The sequence below is a fragment of the Alloalcanivorax venustensis genome, assembly GCF_047495515.1.
In the GTDB taxonomy this organism is placed as follows: domain Bacteria; phylum Pseudomonadota; class Gammaproteobacteria; order Pseudomonadales; family Alcanivoracaceae; genus Alloalcanivorax; species Alloalcanivorax venustensis.
In genome coordinates, this window is sequence record NZ_CP179934.1 from 138137 (window position 1) to 155083 (window position 16947).

Annotated in this window: 18 protein-coding genes; 5 read left to right on the forward strand and 13 right to left on the reverse strand. The window is 65.6% G+C overall.

Annotation, left to right across the window (positions count from 1 at the left end; all coding sequences use genetic code 11):
• Positions 1-20 precede the first annotated feature (20 nt).
• Positions 21-566 carry a DUF3261 domain-containing protein gene (locus tag ACMG4O_RS00645; RefSeq protein WP_414434177.1) on the forward strand — a complete coding sequence of 182 codons (546 nt, stop codon included), beginning with the start codon at positions 21-23 and terminating at the stop codon, positions 564-566.
• Here the strand turns inward: ACMG4O_RS00645 and pip are convergent.
• Positions 541-1461 carry a prolyl aminopeptidase gene (gene pip, locus ACMG4O_RS00650; RefSeq protein WP_414434178.1) on the reverse strand — a complete coding sequence of 307 codons (921 nt, stop codon included), beginning with the start codon at positions 1459-1461 and terminating at the stop codon, positions 541-543. The two genes, ACMG4O_RS00645 and pip, sit on opposite strands and share 26 nt — an antisense overlap.
• Here pip and ACMG4O_RS00655 point away from each other — a divergent pair.
• On the forward strand, positions 1460-1918 hold the full coding sequence (locus ACMG4O_RS00655) for a nuclear transport factor 2 family protein (RefSeq protein ID WP_414434179.1): 459 nt from the start codon (positions 1460-1462) through the stop codon (positions 1916-1918). The two genes, pip and ACMG4O_RS00655, sit on opposite strands and share 2 nt — an antisense overlap.
• Before the next feature lie 51 nt (positions 1919-1969).
• Here ACMG4O_RS00655 and ntrC read toward each other — a convergent pair whose 3' ends face one another.
• The 8 genes from ntrC to ACMG4O_RS00695 form a co-directional block, all read right to left on the reverse strand.
• The gene (gene ntrC, locus ACMG4O_RS00660) at positions 1970-3394 is read right to left on the reverse strand and encodes a nitrogen regulation protein NR(I) (protein ID WP_142948236.1); all 1425 of its coding nucleotides are present in this window, start codon (positions 3392-3394) and stop codon (positions 1970-1972) included.
• Positions 3391-4488: a nitrogen regulation protein NR(II) gene (glnL, locus tag ACMG4O_RS00665; protein ID WP_194854957.1), complete on the reverse strand. Its 1098-nt coding sequence runs from the start codon at positions 4486-4488 to the stop codon at positions 3391-3393. Before glnL ends, ntrC begins: the two co-directional genes overlap by 4 nt.
• 145 nt (positions 4489-4633) lie before the next feature.
• Positions 4634-5368 (reverse strand): DUF4124 domain-containing protein, encoded by a 735-nt coding sequence (locus ACMG4O_RS00670; protein WP_370202318.1) that lies wholly within the window; start codon positions 5366-5368, stop codon positions 4634-4636.
• Positions 5369-5674: 306 nt separating this feature from the next.
• On the reverse strand, positions 5675-7081 hold the full coding sequence (gene glnA, locus ACMG4O_RS00675; protein WP_370183690.1) for a glutamate--ammonia ligase: 1407 nt from the start codon (positions 7079-7081) through the stop codon (positions 5675-5677).
• Between the two features lie 223 nt (positions 7082-7304).
• On the reverse strand, positions 7305-7556 hold the full coding sequence (locus ACMG4O_RS00680) for a sulfurtransferase TusA family protein (protein ID WP_142948232.1): 252 nt from the start codon (positions 7554-7556) through the stop codon (positions 7305-7307).
• A 5-nt stretch (positions 7557-7561) separates the two neighbouring features.
• Positions 7562-8671, reverse strand: coding sequence for a tRNA (5-methylaminomethyl-2-thiouridylate)-methyltransferase (locus tag ACMG4O_RS00685; RefSeq protein ID WP_370183687.1), 1110 nt, complete (start codon positions 8669-8671; stop codon positions 7562-7564).
• 86 nt (positions 8672-8757) lie between these two features.
• Positions 8758-9747, reverse strand: coding sequence for an alpha-L-glutamate ligase-like protein (locus ACMG4O_RS00690; RefSeq protein ID WP_142948230.1), 990 nt, complete (start codon positions 9745-9747; stop codon positions 8758-8760).
• Complete coding sequence (locus ACMG4O_RS00695) at positions 9747-11285, reverse strand: inactive transglutaminase family protein (protein ID WP_142948229.1); 1539 nt, start codon at positions 11283-11285, stop codon at positions 9747-9749. The genes ACMG4O_RS00690 and ACMG4O_RS00695 overlap by 1 nt, the downstream gene beginning before the upstream one ends.
• Positions 11286-11660: 375 nt before the next feature.
• Here ACMG4O_RS00695 and typA point away from each other — a divergent pair, with 375 nt between their 5' ends.
• Complete coding sequence (typA, locus tag ACMG4O_RS00700; protein WP_142948228.1) at positions 11661-13469, forward strand: translational GTPase TypA; 1809 nt, start codon at positions 11661-11663, stop codon at positions 13467-13469.
• A gap of 151 nt (positions 13470-13620) precedes the next feature.
• Here typA and ACMG4O_RS00705 read toward each other — a convergent pair whose 3' ends face one another.
• Positions 13621-13968 carry a DUF2007 domain-containing protein gene (locus tag ACMG4O_RS00705; RefSeq protein ID WP_142948227.1) on the reverse strand — a complete coding sequence of 116 codons (348 nt, stop codon included), beginning with the start codon at positions 13966-13968 and terminating at the stop codon, positions 13621-13623.
• 79 nt (positions 13969-14047) lie between these two features.
• Between ACMG4O_RS00705 and trmL the strand changes: the two genes are divergently transcribed.
• The gene (trmL, locus tag ACMG4O_RS00710) at positions 14048-14512 is read left to right on the forward strand and encodes a tRNA (uridine(34)/cytosine(34)/5-carboxymethylaminomethyluridine(34)-2'-O)-methyltransferase TrmL (RefSeq protein ID WP_142948226.1); all 465 of its coding nucleotides are present in this window, start codon (positions 14048-14050) and stop codon (positions 14510-14512) included.
• 9 nt (positions 14513-14521) lie between these two features.
• Here the strand turns inward: trmL and secB are convergent, their stop codons facing one another.
• The 3 genes from secB to ACMG4O_RS00725 are packed head-to-tail and all read right to left on the reverse strand — an operon-like array spanning position 14522 to position 15687.
• Positions 14522-14992 carry a protein-export chaperone SecB gene (secB, locus tag ACMG4O_RS00715; RefSeq protein WP_142948225.1) on the reverse strand — a complete coding sequence of 157 codons (471 nt, stop codon included), beginning with the start codon at positions 14990-14992 and terminating at the stop codon, positions 14522-14524.
• A gap of 24 nt (positions 14993-15016) precedes the next feature.
• The gene (grxC, locus tag ACMG4O_RS00720; protein ID WP_142948224.1) at positions 15017-15271 is read right to left on the reverse strand and encodes a glutaredoxin 3; all 255 of its coding nucleotides are present in this window, start codon (positions 15269-15271) and stop codon (positions 15017-15019) included.
• Entirely contained in the window at positions 15271-15687 is a 417-nt protein-coding gene (locus ACMG4O_RS00725) for a rhodanese-like domain-containing protein (protein ID WP_067610044.1), read from the reverse strand. The genes grxC and ACMG4O_RS00725 overlap by 1 nt, the downstream gene beginning before the upstream one ends.
• Before the next feature lie 69 nt (positions 15688-15756).
• Between ACMG4O_RS00725 and ACMG4O_RS00730 the strand changes: the two genes are divergently transcribed.
• Entirely contained in the window at positions 15757-16941 is a 1185-nt protein-coding gene (locus ACMG4O_RS00730; RefSeq protein ID WP_194854963.1) for a murein hydrolase activator EnvC family protein, read from the forward strand.
• The last annotated feature ends 6 nt before the right edge of the window (positions 16942-16947 follow it).

Below are 16947 nucleotides of genomic sequence, written 5' to 3' on the forward strand. Positions count from 1 at the left end.
TCCCACTGCTATTGAGGCCTATGCCGCACCGACCGCTGTTTCTCATCGCCCTGCTCGTGTCACTCTTCGGCTGCCAGTTATGGGCGCCGCCCGACGAAGGCAGCCGCCTTCCGGCGCCGCCGTTCGGCGAGTACCGGGAGATTCAGCGGGGCCTGGAAATGCGCGTCGGCGACGACATCCATGCCGCCCGGGCCCGCTTCAGCCTGACGCCGGACAGCACCCATATCGTGATCACCAATGAGCGTGACGAACTGATGGTGGAAATGCGCTACCAGCAGAAGCGCCTGCAGGTTCGCCGCACCCCGCGGCTGCCGCCGGCGATATCCGCCGACGATCTGATCGCCGATCTGCAGCTGGCGCTGTGGCCGCTGGAACGGCTGCGCGCCGGGCTTACGCCGGGCTGGACCCTGGCCGCCGACGACGAGGGGCGGATACTGCGGTTCAACGGCACCACCGAGGCCCAGGTGGACTACCAGAGCGACGAGCCGTCCAGCCGACCGCTGCCGGTGTATAACGCCCGCCACGACTACCTGCTGATTCTCAGCCCCGCCGACCCAGGCGGCTGACCGCCGCCACCAGCGCCTCGGCGATGGCCGGCTCGGCGCTGCTGTGCCCCGCCGCCGGCACCCAGTTGAGCCGGCTGTCAGGCAGCGCCTGGTGCAGCAGCCAGGCCTGCTCCGGCGGGCACACCATGTCATAGCGGCCGTGCACGATCTCCACCGGGCAGGTGAGCGCGCCGGCGCGGGGCAGAATCGGGCGTTCCAGAAAGCCGCCGTTGACGAAGTAATGGGTTTCCAGCTGCGCCATGGCGCGGGCGTTGTGGTCGACGTTGATCTCCGGCGGCGGATCCAGGCTCGACAGACGCGCTTCCCAGAGCGTCCACTCGCGGGCCAGACGTTCGCCGTCCGGCCCCGGCAAGGCGCGGTGATAACGGGTGACCAGGTCGCCCTCGCCGGGCGGCAGCGCTTCCAGCAGGCGCGCCCACAGGTCCGGGTAAAAGCGCGCCGCGCCCCGGTCGGTATAGAGCCAGTCGATGTCCTGTTGCCGGCACAGGAACACGCCGCGCAACACCAGCGACGCCACCCGCGAAGGGAAATCCAGGGCGTAAGCCAGCGCCAGGGTGACGCCCCAGGAGCCGCCCAGCACCACCCGCCAGCGGGGAATCATCAGGTGCTCGCGGATGCGCTCCAGGTCGGCGACCAGATCCGGCAGAGTGTTATGCTCGGTGCTGGCGTAGGGGCGGCTGCGCCCGGCGCCGCGCTGGTCGAACACCACGATGCGGTAGCGTTGCGGGTCGAACAGCCGCCGCAGCAACGGCGAGCTGCCGCCGCCGGGGCCGCCGTGCAGGGCCACCACCGGCTCACCGTCCGGGTTGCCGCTCTGCTCCACATACAATAAATGGTCGTCGCCCACATCCAGGTACTGGCGATGGTAGGGCTCGATTGGGGGGAATAATGACATGGGTGACATCCGCCGCTGGGCTCGGCTGACAGCATACTGTCTGCTGGTGGCCCTGCAACCGCTGCTCACCGGCTGCGAGACGCCGCCGCCGGAAGCGGCCCTGCGCGAGGCCGTGGCGGAACTGGAAAGCGGCCTGGAAGGCGGCGACATGGGCGCGGTGATGGACCGGCTGGCGGCGGATTTCCGCTACCGGGACCTGGACCGCAAAGCGGCCGGCCGCCGTCTGGTGGGGGTGTTCCTGCGCTACCCCAAGCGCCAGGTCAGTTTTCTCAACGTGGACGTGGCGCTTGATCCGGTGACGCTGCGCGAGGCGGAGGTCACGTTCAACGCTCTGGTGTGGGGCGGTCGCGCCACGCTGCCGGAGGACGCGGACAGTTTCCGGGTGCGGAGTCGTTGGCGCGAAGCGGGTGGGGATTGGGTGTTGGTGGATCTGGAGGCGCGGGGGTTGAGCGAGTAGAGGGCCCGCTCGCACAGGCCCTGCCCTCATGGGCCACTGGCATCCGAGCTGCTAGTCGTCGCCGCTGAACTCCGCTTCCATGTCCAGCTCCTTGATCTTGCGGGTAAGGGTGTTGCGGCCCCAGCCGAGCAGCGCCGCCGCGTCCCGTTTGCGGCCGCCGGTGTGCTGCAGGGCCACTTCGATCATGGTGCGCTCGAACTCCGGCACCGCCTGCTCGAGAATCCCGCGGTCGCCACGGGCCAGGGCCCGGTCGGCCCAGTGGCGCAGGGACTTGAGCCAGTCGCCACCGGTTTCCGTGGGCTTGCTGCCGCTCTGGCGCAGCTCAGGCGGCAGGTCGTCGACCAGCACTTCCCTGCCCGAGGCCATCACCGTCAGCCAGCGGCAGGTGTTTTCCAGCTGCCGCACGTTGCCCGGCCAGGGCATGGCGGCGAGATATTTTTCGGTGTCCTTGTGCAGCACCTTGGGGTCGACCCCCAGTTCCTGGGCGGCGTGCTGGAGAAAATAGCCGGCCAAGGCGGGGATGTCCTCGCGGCGCTCGGCGAGACGCGGAATATGAATGCGGATCACATTGAGGCGGTGGAACAGGTCCTCCCGGAAGTCGCCGTCGCGCACCAGTTTTTCCAGGTCCTGGTGGGTGGCGGCGATGATGCGCACGTCCACATGGATCGGCGTGGTGCCACCCACCCGGTAGAACTCATTCTCCTGCAGCACGCGCAGCAAACGGGTCTGGGCCTCCAGCGGCATATCGCCGATTTCATCGAGAAACAGGGTGCCGCCGTTGGACTGCTCGAAACGCCCGACCCGCTGGCTGTTGGCGCCGGTGAAAGCGCCCTTCTCGTGGCCGAACAGTTCCGATTCGATCAGGTCCTTGGGGATCGCCGCCATATTCAGCGCCACGAAGTTCTTCTCGCGGCGCATGGAGTGGCGGTGCAGGGCCCGGGCCACCAGCTCCTTGCCGGTGCCCGACTGGCCGTTGATCAGCACCGTGACGTTGGAGTGGCTGAGCCGGCCGATGGCGCGGAACACCTCCTGCATGGCTGGCGCCTCGCCGATGATCTCGGTGGGCGTTTCCGCCGCCGGCGCCACGAACTCCTCGTCGTTCTCCTTGCGGTGCTTGATGGCCCGCTTGACCAGTGCCACCGCCTCGTCCACGTCGAACGGCTTGGGCAGGTATTCGAACGCGCCGCCCTGGTAGGACGCCACCGCCGAGTCCAGGTCGGAATGGGCGGTCATGATGATCACCGGCAGATTGGGGTTCTTGCGCTGCAGAATCTTGAGCATGCGCAGGCCGTCGGTGCCCGGCATGCGCACATCGGAAATCAGCACGTCGGGCTCGGCGCCGCCCTCGTCGAGGCGGTTGAGGGCCTCGTCGGCGTCTTCAAAACATACCGGCTGGTAGCCTTCCTGGCCGAGCGCCTTTTCCAGCACCCAGCGAATGGAGCGGTCGTCGTCGATCACCCAAATGGTTGCGGTCATGATCCTTTGCTCTCCGTTGTATCCACCGGTTCCATGGGCAGCAGCAGGCTGAAACAGGTGCGCCCGGGCTCGCTGTCGCACTCAATCAGACCCTGGTGCTGGCTGATGATCGACTGGGCGATGGACAGCCCCAGCCCCGAGCCGTTGGCCCGGCCGCTGACCATGGGATAAAAAATCGTTTCCTGGAGCTCCTGGGAGATCCCCGGGCCGTTGTCTTCGATGTCCACCCGCAGCACCAGCCGGTGGCGCTGCACGCCGATGGTGAACTGGCGCAGCGCGCGGGTGCGCATCACCACGCGGGCGTCCTCGGTGCCGGCTTCCAGCAACGCCTGCATGGCGTTGCGCATCAGGTTCAGGAGCACCTGAATCAGCTGGTCCCGGTCGGCGATCACTTCCGGCAGGCTGACGTCGTAATCGCGGCGCAGCAGCACCCCTTCCGGGTACTCCGCCAGCAACAACTGGCGCACATGCTCCAGGCACTCGTGAATATTGACCGGCGCGAACGCCGGCGGCTTACGCGGGCCCAGCATCCGGTCCGCCACCGAGCGCAGGCGGTCCGCCTCGTCGATGATCACCCGGGTGTACTCCGCCAGTTCCGGATCCGGCAGCGCCCGCTCGAGCAGCTGGGCGGCGCCGCGGATACCGCCCAGGGGGTTCTTGATCTCATGGGCGACGCCACGCACCAGCGCGCGGGTGGCCTGGTGGGCGTGCATCAGCCCCTCCTCCCGGGTAATACGCAGCAGCCGGTCCAGGGACTGCATCTCCACCAGCAGCGCCATGTTCTGGCCACGCTCATGGATCGGGCTGACGCTGTAATCGACCATCGCCTGCTGCCCCGGCGCCACGTTGAGCCGGGCTTCGCGGCGGGTGAACGGGTGCCCCTCGTCCATGCACTGTTGCAGGGCACCCCGCGCGTCCTCGTCATCGAAAAAGTACTCCGGCAACCGCTGCCCGATTATTCGAGAGGCACTGGTGGCCAGCAGCATTTCCGCCGCCGGATTGAGGTAGCGCACGCGCAGGTCGCCGTCGAGCATCATTACCGCGGTACGGAGATGATCCAGCAGCCGTTTTTGCAGCACCGTGTCTGTCGTCATAGTTCGGGCCATAACAGGGCATAAGCAATTATCAGGCCACCCGTGAGAGCGCCTTCACAGGGCAGCAGGCGGGTGGAGGACGTGTCCTTCACGGTGCAGTCTAGGAGGTATGGCGGGAGGGTGCACACTTTTGGTGCAGACGGGTTCAGTCGTCGGAGGGGCGGATAACGCGCTGGGCACTGCCGCCCACCGCGGCACCGCCGCCACGCTCCGCGCCGGCGCCCCGGTCGGCGCCGCTGCCGGTGGTGGCGGAGCCGCCACGTTCGGCCCGGCCACCGAAGGTGGGAAAGGCGGAGCCTTTGCCCTGGCCCTGGCCGCCGCCGCTATCGGCGGTGGTACGCATCACGTAGAACAGCACCGGCTCGGACTCGATCAGCACTGTGCCGTCGCCGTCACGCACCTGCGCCACCAGGGTGTGCTCGCCGGGATTGGGAAAGTCCATGGCGGTGCCCTCAAGCGGCGTGCCGTTGTCGAGAATCACCAGCCGGTGCCCGCTTTTCAGCGACGGCGACAGCGATACCTGAACCTGGATCGGGTTGTCCTGGGGAAGGCGCAGGTTGGCGCCGGCGTCCGGCGCGGTGATCGACACCGCCTCATAGCCCGTATCCGGCGGCTCCGGCGGTTCCGGCGGCGCATCGCCCCGGGATGCGGCGCGCCGCTCCACCGGCGGACTGTCCATGGTGTTGGTGGGGCCCACCTTCACTTCCTCGGCGCGCTTCTTGTCCGGCGGGTTGTCGGTGAACACCACGTTGCCGTCGGCGTCCACGGTGCGGTAGATGCCTTTCGAGCCGCCGGCTTCATCGGGGCGGTCGACATTCTCTGTTTGCGCGCCGGCCAGCAGTGGCATGACGCACAGTAATAGGGGCCACCAGATTTTCATTGGTCTCATCCTTGTTGGGTCTGACCTTGATTCTGACTCCGGGGTACCCGCAAAAAAAGGGCCCGGCCCGCAAAATCCATCGCGACACCTCTAAGAGCCCGGCTTGTAGGAGCTTGCTTGCAAGCGAAAGGCCGGCAACGCCGGCCGGCAGGATACCAGAGAGGTTCTTTGTACTGCGGCCAGAGGGGCTCTGGTATCCCGCCGGGTGGCTGAAAGCCACCCTTTCGCGGGCATGGCCCGCTCGCACAAACAAAAAAAGCCCGGCGCGAAGGCCGGGCTTTTCGGGGACTGCGGTAGCCGTGAGGCTTAGCAGCTGTAGTACATGTCGAACTCGACCGGATGCGGGGTCATGTTCAGACGCTCCACTTCGCTGCGCTTGAGCTCGATGTAGCCTTCCAGCATGTCCTTGGTGAACACGTCGCCCTGGGTCAGGAACTCGTGATCGGCTTCCAGAGCATCCAGCGCCATGGTCAGGGTGTGCGCCACGGTGGGGATGTCCTTGGCTTCTTCCGCCGGCAGATCGTAGAGATCCTTGTCCATGGCGTCGCCCGGGTGGATCTTGTTCTTGATGCCGTCCAGGCCGGCCATCATCAGTGCCGCGAAGCACAGGTACGGGTTGGCGGACGGATCCGGGAAGCGGGTCTCGATACGACGCGCTTTCGGGTTGCTCACCCACGGAATGCGGATGGAAGCGGAACGGTTACGGGCGGAGTACGCCAGCATTACCGGGGCTTCGAAGCCGGGCACCAGACGCTTGTAGGAGTTGGTGGAACCGTTGGTGAAGGCGTTCAGGGCGCGTGCGTGCTTGATCACGCCACCGATGTAGAACAGCGCTTCTTCGGACAGGCCCGCGTACTCGTCACCGGCGAACAGGTTCTTGCCGTCTTTGGCCAGGGACATGTGCACGTGCATACCGGAACCGTTATCACCGATCAGCGGCTTGGGCATGAAAGTGGCGGTCTTGCCGTAGGCGTGGGCCACGTTGTGCACGCAGTACTTGAGGATCTGCACTTCGTCGGCTTTCTTGGTGAGGGTGTTGGCGCCCACACCGATCTCGCACTGGCCCGCGGTGCCCACTTCGTGGTGATGCACTTCGATTTCCAGGCCCATCTGCTCCATGGCGGAACACATGGCGCCACGCAGGTCGTGCAGGCTGTCCACCGGGGGTACCGGGAAGTAGCCGCCTTTGACGCCGGGACGGTGACCGATGTTGTTCTTCTCGAACTCATCGGCGGACACCCAGGCCGCTTCTTCGGAGTAGATGTTGTACATGGCGCCGGACATGTCGGACTTCCACTGTACCGAATCGAACACGAAGAATTCCGGCTCCGGGCCGAACAGGGCGGTGTCGGCGATACCGGTGGACTTCAGGTATTCCTCGGCGCGCAGCGCCACGGAGCGCGGATCACGCTCGTAACCCTGCATGGTGGTCGGCTCAACGATGTTGCAACGCAGGTTCAGCGTGGCCACGTCGGTGAACGGGTCGAGAACGGCGGTTTCGTCTTCGGGCAGCAGAATCATGTCGGATTCGTTGATGCCTTTCCAACCGGCGATGGAGGAACCATCGAACATCTTGCCGTCCTGGAAGAAGTCGTCGTCGATTTCGCCGACGGGAAGGGTCACGTGCTGCTCTTTACCATGGCTGTCGGTAAAACGCAGATCCACCCACTTCACGTCGTTATCTTTAATCAGTTTCAGCGTCTTTTCAGACATTGTTGAGCGTCCTCCTGGAACGGGTATGTGTCTGGCTACTCGCCTCCGCCGGAGCGGGCACGCGAAGAGCCGTTATTCTCGGCCACCGGGGCCTGCATGCCAATAGGTCAGCAAATACTGTGCCAGCCCTTTTTTGGCGCAGCAGCCTGTATTGAGCCCGATCAGCGCGCCTGTATCCGGATATCATGCACCGAAACGGTGCCTTCTTGGTATTTGTGCACCACTAGAGTGCAACGGAAGGTTCACCAACCCGCAGGGTGATCACCACCTCCAGGTCGCCCTCCTCCGTGGCCAGCACCTCGTGGCCATTGATTCGGCACCAGGCGGGAATGTCGTTGAGCGCCCCCGGGTCCGTGCAGGTTACCCTCAGCACCTCCCCCTGCGCCAGTTCGGCGACCTTGTTCTGGGTCTTGATCACTGGAATGGGGCACAGCTGGCGGCGCACATCCAGTTCGTGAAGGGTTTCGTCGGTCATCGCGGTCAGGCCACCAGCCAGGTTTTCGGGATGTCCTCGGGCCGTGCCGGCGCGATGCGCACCTCGCGGGCAACGCCGCCCGGGTCCTTGACCTCCACGGTGACGGTGTCGTCGCCGCGGCCCTTGGAGTAGCGCGCCACGATGGCGGCGGCCTGCTCCAGCTCCGCTTCCGATTCGAAGCGTCCGTCCACCAGCGCCAGCGGGCCGGGGCAACTGACCGTGGTGAGGCTGGTGAACTGGTAGCGGTAGCCTTCCAGGAAGCGGTTCTCGCCTTCCTCGCGGCTGATGATCAGCTTCAGGTGCGGCTGCGGGCGGATATGCCGGCCCACTTTCAGCAGCATGATGTCGTCCAGCTCGTAGCGGCGCTCGTTGCGGGCCTGCCACAGGTCGGCCAGCTTGCGGGAATAGGATTCGTCGGTCAGGAAGCAGCAGCCGCCGGAGGGCTGGGCATAGTCCTCCAGGCCGAAACGCCGCGCCAGCTCGATCTGCGGCTTGCGGTTGCGGCCGGAGAAATCGTGCAGCCGCGAGCGGTCCACCCAGCCCTCGCGCTCGGGCAGCGTCTCGGGCAGGTTGAGCGCGCTGAGCGGGCGCAGCAGGCGGTCGTCGGCGCCGGACTCGCTGCTGATGATGGGCATGGTTTCCTTACGCTGGCTCTTGGGCCGCTGGCCCACCACCTCGCCGGTGATGATGAAATCGAAGCCCTTCTCGCCGGCCAGCTCACGGGCCTTGTTCAGCATCAAGGTGGCCTGGTTGACCATGAAGATCTTGCAGTCCAGGCAGGGGTTCAGATGGGCGCCGTAGCCGTGCTTGGGGTTGAGCACCACATCCTTGTACTCCTCGGAGATATCAATGATGTGCAGCTTGATGCCCAGCTCCTCGGCCACCCAGAGGGCGTTGTTGCGCTTGTTCTTGTCCTTGTCTTTCTTGCGGATCGCGTGGGTGTGGCCCTCCACGCAGAAGCCGGTGAAGAAGTTCACCCCTTCCACGTGAATGCCCTGCTCCTGCATCACTTTTACCGCCAGCATGGAGTCCAGCCCGCCGGACACCAGCGCGATGGCGCGGCGCTGGAGCGGGTCGGCGCTGGGCCGGGTGACGGGTGCGACTGCCTCGGACATAACAATACTCGCCCTGTTTTAAAGGAGATGGTCGGAAACGGGCGGCAGAGTATAGCAAATCACGCTTTGTTGACGAAGCGCCGGGGTCAGGGCGCTTCGGGGGCTTCCGGCAGGCGGGCCACGGCGAACTCGCGCTTGGCAAGCGTCAGCCGGCGGGCCACCGGCTCCAGCTTCCAGTCCAGGCCGTCGAGATGATCCTCGACGATGCGGCAGCGGCGCAGCAGGCCGTCGTCGTTGGCGATCTGAATGTTCAGCCCGGGGCGGGCGTTGAGCTCCAGCATCAACGGGCCCTTGTGCTTGTCCATTACCAGATCCACGCCCAGATAACCCAGGCCGGTGAGCTCATAGCAGCGCGCCGCCAGCTCCAGGCAGGCTTCCCAGTCGGGAATCTGCACGCCGGCCACCGGATGGGCGGTGTCCGGGTGCCGGTCGATTTTCAGGTTGTGCCAGGTGCCGCTCAGGGTGACACCGGTGGCGATGTCCACGCCCACGCCGATGGCGCCCTGGTGCAGGTTGGCCTTGCCGTCGGACTGGCGGGTGGGCAGGCGCAGCATGGCCGCCACCGGGTAGCCCTTGAGCACGATGATGCGCACGTCCGGCACGCCGCCGATGCTGATGCGGTCGAACAGGTCGGTGGAGCGCACCCGGTACTCGATCAGGGCGCGGTCGCGGTGGCCGCCCAGGGAATAGATGCCGGAGATGATCCCGGAAATGTGAAACTCCAGCTCCTCGGGGCTGATCATGCGGCCGGAGGCGCCCCGGTAGTAGCCCTCGAAGCGGTCCGAGATCACCATGATGCCGTCGCCGCCGGCACCCTGGGCCGGCTTGATCACGAAGTCGCCGTGGGTCTCGACGATGTGCTGGAGCTTGCTGATGCCCTGCTCGGTATCAATGATGCCGTACATGTCCGGCACCTGGATGCCGGCGTCCAGGGCCAGCTTCTTGGTGCGGATCTTGTCGTCCACCAGCGGGTACAGGCGCCGGTCGTTGTAGGCCAGCACATAGTCGCCGTTGCGCTGGTTGATGCCCATCACGCCACGGCGGCGCAGGGCCCTCCAGGTGCGGATTCCGAACATCAGCGGCCACCTTCATCGGTCATCGCCCGGAAGCGCATCAGCTCCGCCAGGCGATAACCCCGGTAATGGCCCATCAGCACCATCACCGCCGCCAGCACCAGCAACACGCCGGGGAAGGTGAACACGAAGTACACCAGCGGCTGCCAGACCATCAGCAGGTGACACAGCACCGCCGCGATCAGGGTGCCGATGGCCACCTTCAGCGACTGGCCGCCGCCACGCTCCTCCCAGACGATCGAGATACGCTCGATCACCATGGTCAGAATCACCATCGGGAACAGCGCCACCGACAGGCCGGTGGAGAGCCCCAGCTTGTAGCCCACCAGGCTGATCAGCGCCATCAGGATCACCACGAAGGTGAGCACGATCGACAGCCGCGCCAGTAACTGTAATTTCAGGTGTTCCAGATAGCCGCGCACCGACAGCCCGATGGCGGTGATGAAGGTGAACAGCAGCACGCCCCAGATCACCTCGGTTTCGCGGAACGCCAGGGCGATCAGCACCGGCGTGAAGGTGCCCAGGGTCTCCATGCCGACCAGGGAGCGGATCAGCAGCACCAGCAGCACGCCCACCGGAATCATCATCAGGATGCGGAACAGCTGCTGGGACGGCACCGGCAGCTCATACAGGGAATAGTCGATAAAGCTGCTCTGATCCTGGAAACGCAGCGACTGGGCCAGCTGCAGCGCGCTCATCTCGTTGCGGTGAACGCCGAAATCCACATCCGCGTTGCGGGCGCCTTCCAGCGCCAGCAGCGGCTTGTCGCCGCTCCACCACACCAGCCGGTCCTCCGGCAGCCCCTGGCGGCCGTCCAGCGGGTTGAAATACAGCCAGCTTTTGCCGTTGTAGGTGCGCAACCACAGCTCCGGTTCCTGGTCGCGGCTCTCGTTGAGCTCCAGGGTATGCACCGGCTCGGCGGGGATGTGCGCCACCGCCAGCAGCAGATCGACCACCCGGGCGCGGTTCTCCGGGCTGCGGTCGCCGCCGAGCAGCAGGCGCACATTGTCGCTTTCCATGTTGTTGACGCGCTTGATGGTCTCGCTGACGAAGGTCTCCACGTCCGCGGAGTGCTGGCGAATCGGCGCCAGCAGGGCATCGGCGGCGAGCCGCTCCGGGCCCTCCAGCGGCGGCGCGGCGCGGAACTGGGGGCCGTCCTCGGGCACCGACGCCGGTTCGGCGAAGCGCGAGGTGAGCATCAACCGGTAATACAGGTTCTGCCGCCCCTCGGCCCGGCGCGCCGACCAGGTGACCACCCGGTTGCCGTTCTCCCGGTTGACGTTGACGCCGTAGTTGTTGGAAATAAAGCTTTCATTGAGGGCGGTGAAACCGCTCTCCAGCGGCGGCACGTACATGCGCGCCTTGATCGGGGTGTTCTCCCGCGCCTGGAAACTGACCTGGGCGTCCACCACCCATACCGGGTCACTCTCGCTCTCGGTGAGCGGCACTTTCTGGACCAATATCTGGTAGGCAATACTGCCGACCCCCAGCAACAACAAAAAAGCGGCGAGCAGCCGGGCGTGCAATTTCACAGAACGCATTTTTCAGCCTTATTCCAATACTTTCGTCACGGGCGGTCAGCCACGGAACGGAAGCCAGCCCTGGCGCCCGTCGACGGTTCCTCGGCCCGCGCGGCCGTTCGGCGCACGTTGCTGAGACCGGCTGACCCGTGTTTGGTTGCGACATTCTAGGGCAGTCAGAGGCCAACCGGAGCAACAAAAGTAAAACTTTGCACCGGGTCACATTATGCCATGACACACCTTCGTGTGGCTTCCGTGGGTACAAGGGCTGTACAATGCGCCGCCTAATCCGCCTCCCACTCCGTTTCACGGGCCCTTCCGGCCGGTCGCGGACGCATTTTCACGCTGGTCCGCCAACGGACGGAGAGCGACTTTTTTCCCTACGGAGCCATTTCTGTGATTGAACGCCTGCGCAATATCGCCATCATCGCCCACGTTGACCACGGCAAGACCACCCTGGTGGACAAGCTGCTGCAACAGTCCGGCACCCTGGGAGATCGCGCCGGCGACGTGGAACGGGTGATGGACTCCAACGACCTGGAGAAGGAACGGGGCATCACCATCCTCTCCAAGAACACCGCCCTCAAGTACGGCGACTACCAGATCAACATCGTCGACACCCCCGGCCACGCCGACTTCGGCGGCGAGGTGGAGCGGGTCATGTCCATGGTCGACTCGGTGCTGCTGCTGGTGGACGCGGTGGACGGCCCCATGCCGCAAACCCGCTTCGTGACCCAGAAGGCGTTCGCCGCCGGCCTCAAGCCGATCGTGGTGGTCAACAAGGTGGACCGCCCCGGCGCCCGTCCGGACTGGGTGATCGACCAGGTGTTCGACCTGTTCGACACCCTCGGCGCCAGCGACGAGCAGCTCGACTTCCCGGTGGTCTACGCCTCCGCCCTCAACGGCGTGGCCGGCCCGGAAGCGGACCAGCTCGGCGACGACATGACCTTCCTGTTCCAGACCATCATCGACCGCGTACCGGCGCCCGAAGTGGAACAGGACGGCCTGTTCCAGATGCAGATCTCCTCGCTGGACTACAACAGCTACCTGGGCGTGATCGGCATCGGCCGCATCAAGCGCGGCAAAATCAAAGCCAACTCCACGGTCAAGATCATCGACCGCGAAGGCAAGGTGCGTAACGGCCGCATCCTGCAGATCATGGGCTACCACGGCCTCGACCGGGTGGACGTGCCGGAAGCCGGCGCCGGCGACATCGTCTGCGTCACCGGCATGGACCCGCTGGATATCTCCGACACCCTGTGCGACCCCAACAAGGTGGAGGCCCTGCCGCCGCTGACCGTGGACGAGCCCACCGTGAGCATGGTGTTCCACGTCAACACCTCGCCGTTCGCCGGCCAGGACGGCAAGTTCGTCACCAGCCGCCAGATCCGCGAGCGCCTGGAAGCGGAGCTCAAGCACAACGTGGCCCTGCGCGTGGAAGAGACCGGCAGCGCCGACCAGTTCCGCGTCTCCGGCCGTGGCGAGCTGCACCTGTCCGTGCTGATCGAGAACATGCGCCGTGAAGGCTTCGAGCTGGCCGTGGGCCGCCCGCAGGTGATCGTGCGCGAGGTGGACGGCAAGAAGCAGGAGCCCTACGAGAACGTCATGGCCGACGTGGAAGAGCAGCACCAGGGCGCCATCATGGAGCAACTGGGCCTGCGCCGCGGCGAGATGACCAACATGGAGCCGGACGGCAAGGGCCGGGTGCGCCTCACCTTCATCGTGCCCAGCCGCGGCCTGATCGGCTTCCGCAGCCTGTTCCTGACGCTCACCTCCGGCACCGGCATCCTCAACAGCACCTTCAGCCACTACGGTGAGTTCAAGGCCGGCGACATGGCCCAGCGCAACAACGGCGTGCTGGTCTCCATGGTCAAAGGCAAGGTGCTGGCGTTCGCCCTGTTCAACCTGCAGGAGCGCGGCCGCATGCTGATCGAGCCCAACGTGGAAGTCTACGAAGGCCAGCTGATCGGCATCCACAGCCGCGGCAACGACCTGGTGGTGAACCCCACCAAGGGCAAGCAGCTCACCAACATGCGCGCCTCCGGCACCGATGAGAACGTGATTCTCACCCCGCCGGTACGCTTCAGCCTGGAGCAGGCCCTGGACTTTATCGAAGACGACGAACTGGCGGAAATCACCCCCAACCACATCCGCCTGCGCAAGAAGCTGCTCACCGAGACCGAGCGCAAACGCGCCAGCCGCTAAGCTGTGGGAGCGGGCCTCGCCCGCGAAAGGCCGGCGAAGCCGGCCGGCAGGATGCCAGAGAACCCTGAAAACGAAACACCAAACAGGTCTCTGGTATCCCGCCGGGAGCTTTGCTCCCTTTCGCGGGCAAGGCCCGCTCGCACAGACCGACCTAAAGCAGCCAGGCCATCAATGCCGCGCCGAGAAACATCCCGATCAACAGGCCTTTGCGGAAGGCGCGGGTGCTGTCCGTCTCGGCGCGCCCCGGCTCGCGGATGCGCTCGCGCAGCGTCGGCCCGGAGGGCGGCGGCTGGCTGGCCTCGTAGTCGGCGATCACCTCCAGCGAGCGGGCCTCATCGTCTTCGTTCACCCACACGCTGGCCAACCCGGAAGCGGGCAACTCGCCCACCGCGCCTTGCAGCATGTCGCCACGCACCTGAGCAACGATGCCGGACTGCTCCAGCAAGCCGGCCAGCATGTGCGCTTCCAGGCCGTCACCGGCTTCGTAGACACGCTTCATGGGTGGCTCTCCTCTGTTGCGCGCATCCCTGTCGACAACACGCTACCATTTACCCGCTTTTATAACCCGGGATCCGTGAATGCTGAATATTGCTCTGTTCGAGCCGGAAATACCGCCCAACACCGGCAACATCATGCGCCTGGCGGCCAACACCGGCGCCGCCCTGCATCTGATCGAGCCGCTCGGTTTCGAGCTGGATGAGCGGCGCCTGCGCCGCGCCGGGCTGGACTACAGTGAATACGCCAACGTCACCGTGCACCCGGACTACCCCAGCTTCTGCCGGGACTACCCCACCGCGCGCCAGTTCGCGCTGACCACCAAAGGCGGCCCGGCGCCCAGCCAGGTACGGTTTCAGGACGGGGACGTGCTGCTGTTCGGGCCGGAAACCCGGGGCCTGCCCGCCCATATCCTGGAAGGGCTGGCGCCGGAGCAGCGGCTGCGGCTGCCGATGGGCGCCAACAGCCGCAGTCTGAATCTCAGTAACGCGGTGGCGATCACGCTCTACGAAGCCTGGCGGCAACTCGGCTACCCCGGCGCGATCTGAACCAATTGATTACTGGACGGTGGACGGCTCGCCGTCGCCGCTCTGCTGCTTCTCGCGCTGCTGCTGGTAGAGCGCCTCGAAGTTGAGCGGCTGCAGGATCATCTGCGGGAAGGAGCCCTTGGCGACCAGATCGGACACCACTTCGCGGGCGTAGGGGAACAGCACATTGGGGCAGTAGGCGCCCAGCAGCTGATCGCGCTCTTCGCCTTCGATGCCGGCCAGGGTGAAAATACCCGCCTGCTTCACTTCGGCCAGATAGAAGGTCTTCTGCTCGTCCTCGGATTTGGCGGTGACGGTGACCGTCACTTCCACTTCGTATTCGGTGCCTTCGCCGATGCGGCGTGCGCTGTTGTTCAGCTGCACGTTCATCTTCGGCTTCCACTCCTGCAGGAAGATGTCCGGCGCCCCCGGGCACTCGAACGAGGCGTCCTTAAGGTAGACGCGCTGCAACTGGAAGGTTTTTTTCTGTTCTTCGGCCATGATTGTCTCCGTTGTTCGGTTCCGTCATCCGGCGAGCAGGTCGTCCAGTTCGCCCGTCCGCTCCAATGCGAAAAGTTCATCGCAACCGCCCACGTGGCGGTCCCCGATCCATATCTGCGGCACCGTGCGGCGGCCGCTGCGTGCCATCATTTCCCGGCGCGCTTCCGGCTCCCGGTCCACGTCGATCTCATGGACGCGGGCGTCCTTGCCCGCCAGCAAACGCTTGGCGCGCACGCAAAACGGGCACCAGCCGGTGCTGTAAAGGGTGACGTCCGCCATCAGCCCTTGGACACCGGCAGGTTATCATTGCGCCAGGCGGTGACGCCGCCCTGGATACGGTAGAGCTCGGAAAAGCCCTTGTTGCGCAGCTGGCGCCCCAGGTGCGCCGCCTGATTGCCCATCTTGCAGGTCAGGATCAGCGGCTTTTCCTTATATTTTTCCAATTCGCCCATCCGGTCCGTGACCTGGCTCTGGGGAATGTTCACACTGCCCGGGATATGCCCCTCGCGGAACTCGTCGGCGGCGCGCACGTCGACGATCACCGCATCCTTCTGATTGACCAGATTGGTGGCGAACTGCGGCGTGATGGCCTTGCCGCCACGGCGGGACTCAATCACGAAAAAGGCGCCCCACAGCGCTAAGAAGGCAAACACCAGGATATAGTGGTTGGTGACGAACTCGATGATACGATCCATGACTGCATTCCTGCCGGCGGAAAATCGGCGACAAGTATACACACCAGCGCTCGGTTAAGATAAGGCACCATGACGGAACCCGTGAAACCCCATTTTCGATTACTGACGCTGCTGATCGTGCCGGCGCTGGTGCTGACGAGCGCCGGCGCGCCCGCCGAAGAGCCCTCCGAGCAACAGCTGGAAGCGCTCAAGGAGCGCATTGAGGCGCTGTCCGAGGCCCAGCAGAAGGAAGCCCGCCAGCGCGACTCGGTGCAGAGCGAGCTGCGCGAGGCGGAAACCCGGGTCGGCGAGCTGACCCGCGAACGGCGTCAGCTGGAGCGCGACGCCCGCCAGGCCGAGTCGCGGCTGGCGCGGCTGGAGGCCGAGCAGGCGGAACTGGCCGAAGAAAAGAAGGTGCAGCTGCGCTGGCTGGTGAAGACGGTGCGCGCCAGCTATCAGAGCGGCCGCGAAGAGCGGCTGAAGCTGATGCTCAACCAGCAGGAGCCGGACCAGATCGCGCGCCTGCTGCGCTACCAGGAATACTTCCAGCGCGCCCGCACCGACCGCCTCGCCGACCTGGAAGACGAACTGGTGGAGCTGCGCCGGGTGGCGCAAGAAGTGGCCGACGCCCGCGCCGACCTGCTGGATCGCCGCACCGCGCTGGCGCGCAGCCAGGAGCAGTTGGAGCAGGCCGCCCGCGAACGGGAGACCACCCTGGCCAAACTGGAACGCTCCCTGGACCAGCGCGGGGGCGACATCGACCGCCTGCGCGCCGACCAGCAGCGCCTGGAAAAACTGCTCGCCGAAATGGAGCGCAGCATGCCGGAAATGGCCCCCGCCGACCGCGGCACGCCGTTCGCCAAACTGGCCGGCGAGCTGCCCTGGCCGGTGCCCGGCGAAGTGCTGTCGAGCTTCAACTCCAGCCGTGAGGGCGCGTTGCGCTGGGAAGGCGTGGTGCTGGCCGCCGAGGAAGGCACGCCGGTGCGCGCCATCCACCCGGGCCGGGTGGTGTTCGCCGACTGGATGCGCGGCTACGGCCTGCTCACCATCGTCGACCACGGCGGTGGCTACCTGACGCTGTACGGCTACAATCAAAGCCTGCTGCGCGATGTGGGCGAGTGGGTCGCGGTGGGCGACACCCTGGCCCTGGCCGGCCAGTCCGGCGGCAACAGTCGCAGCGCGCTGTACTTCGAAATACGCAACCGGGGCAAGGTGGTGAACCCGACACGCTGGTGCGACCGCCGTGTTACACTGCCGCCCATTGCCCGAAACTAGTGTCCA

Bases quoted from the DNA above. Each gene is read 5' to 3' on its own strand.
- ACMG4O_RS00645 (WP_414434177.1), top strand. From the start codon at position 21: ATGCCGCACCGACCGCTGTTTCTCATCGCCCTGCTCGTGTCACTCTTC.
- ACMG4O_RS00655 (WP_414434179.1), top strand. From the start codon at position 1,460: ATGGGTGACATCCGCCGCTGGGCTCGGCTGACAGCATACTGTCTGCTG.
- pip (WP_414434178.1), bottom strand. From the start codon at position 1,461: ATGTCATTATTCCCCCCAATCGAGCCCTACCATCGCCAGTACCTGGAT.
- ntrC (WP_142948236.1), bottom strand. From the start codon at position 3,394: ATGACCGCAACCATTTGGGTGATCGACGACGACCGCTCCATTCGCTGG.
- glnL (WP_194854957.1), bottom strand. From the start codon at position 4,488: ATGACGACAGACACGGTGCTGCAAAAACGGCTGCTGGATCATCTCCGT.
- ACMG4O_RS00670 (WP_370202318.1), bottom strand. From the start codon at position 5,368: ATGAAAATCTGGTGGCCCCTATTACTGTGCGTCATGCCACTGCTGGCC.
- glnA (WP_370183690.1), bottom strand. From the start codon at position 7,081: ATGTCTGAAAAGACGCTGAAACTGATTAAAGATAACGACGTGAAGTGG.
- ACMG4O_RS00680 (WP_142948232.1), bottom strand. From the start codon at position 7,556: ATGACCGACGAAACCCTTCACGAACTGGATGTGCGCCGCCAGCTGTGC.
- ACMG4O_RS00685 (WP_370183687.1), bottom strand. From the start codon at position 8,671: ATGTCCGAGGCAGTCGCACCCGTCACCCGGCCCAGCGCCGACCCGCTC.
- ACMG4O_RS00690 (WP_142948230.1), bottom strand. From the start codon at position 9,747: ATGTTCGGAATCCGCACCTGGAGGGCCCTGCGCCGCCGTGGCGTGATG.
- ACMG4O_RS00695 (WP_142948229.1), bottom strand. From the start codon at position 11,285: ATGCGTTCTGTGAAATTGCACGCCCGGCTGCTCGCCGCTTTTTTGTTG.
- ACMG4O_RS00705 (WP_142948227.1), bottom strand. From the start codon at position 13,968: ATGAAGCGTGTCTACGAAGCCGGTGACGGCCTGGAAGCGCACATGCTG.
- trmL (WP_142948226.1), top strand. From the start codon at position 14,048: ATGCTGAATATTGCTCTGTTCGAGCCGGAAATACCGCCCAACACCGGC.
- secB (WP_142948225.1), bottom strand. From the start codon at position 14,992: ATGGCCGAAGAACAGAAAAAAACCTTCCAGTTGCAGCGCGTCTACCTT.
- grxC (WP_142948224.1), bottom strand. From the start codon at position 15,271: ATGGCGGACGTCACCCTTTACAGCACCGGCTGGTGCCCGTTTTGCGTG.
- ACMG4O_RS00725 (WP_067610044.1), bottom strand. From the start codon at position 15,687: ATGGATCGTATCATCGAGTTCGTCACCAACCACTATATCCTGGTGTTT.
- ACMG4O_RS00730 (WP_194854963.1), top strand. From the start codon at position 15,757: ATGACGGAACCCGTGAAACCCCATTTTCGATTACTGACGCTGCTGATC.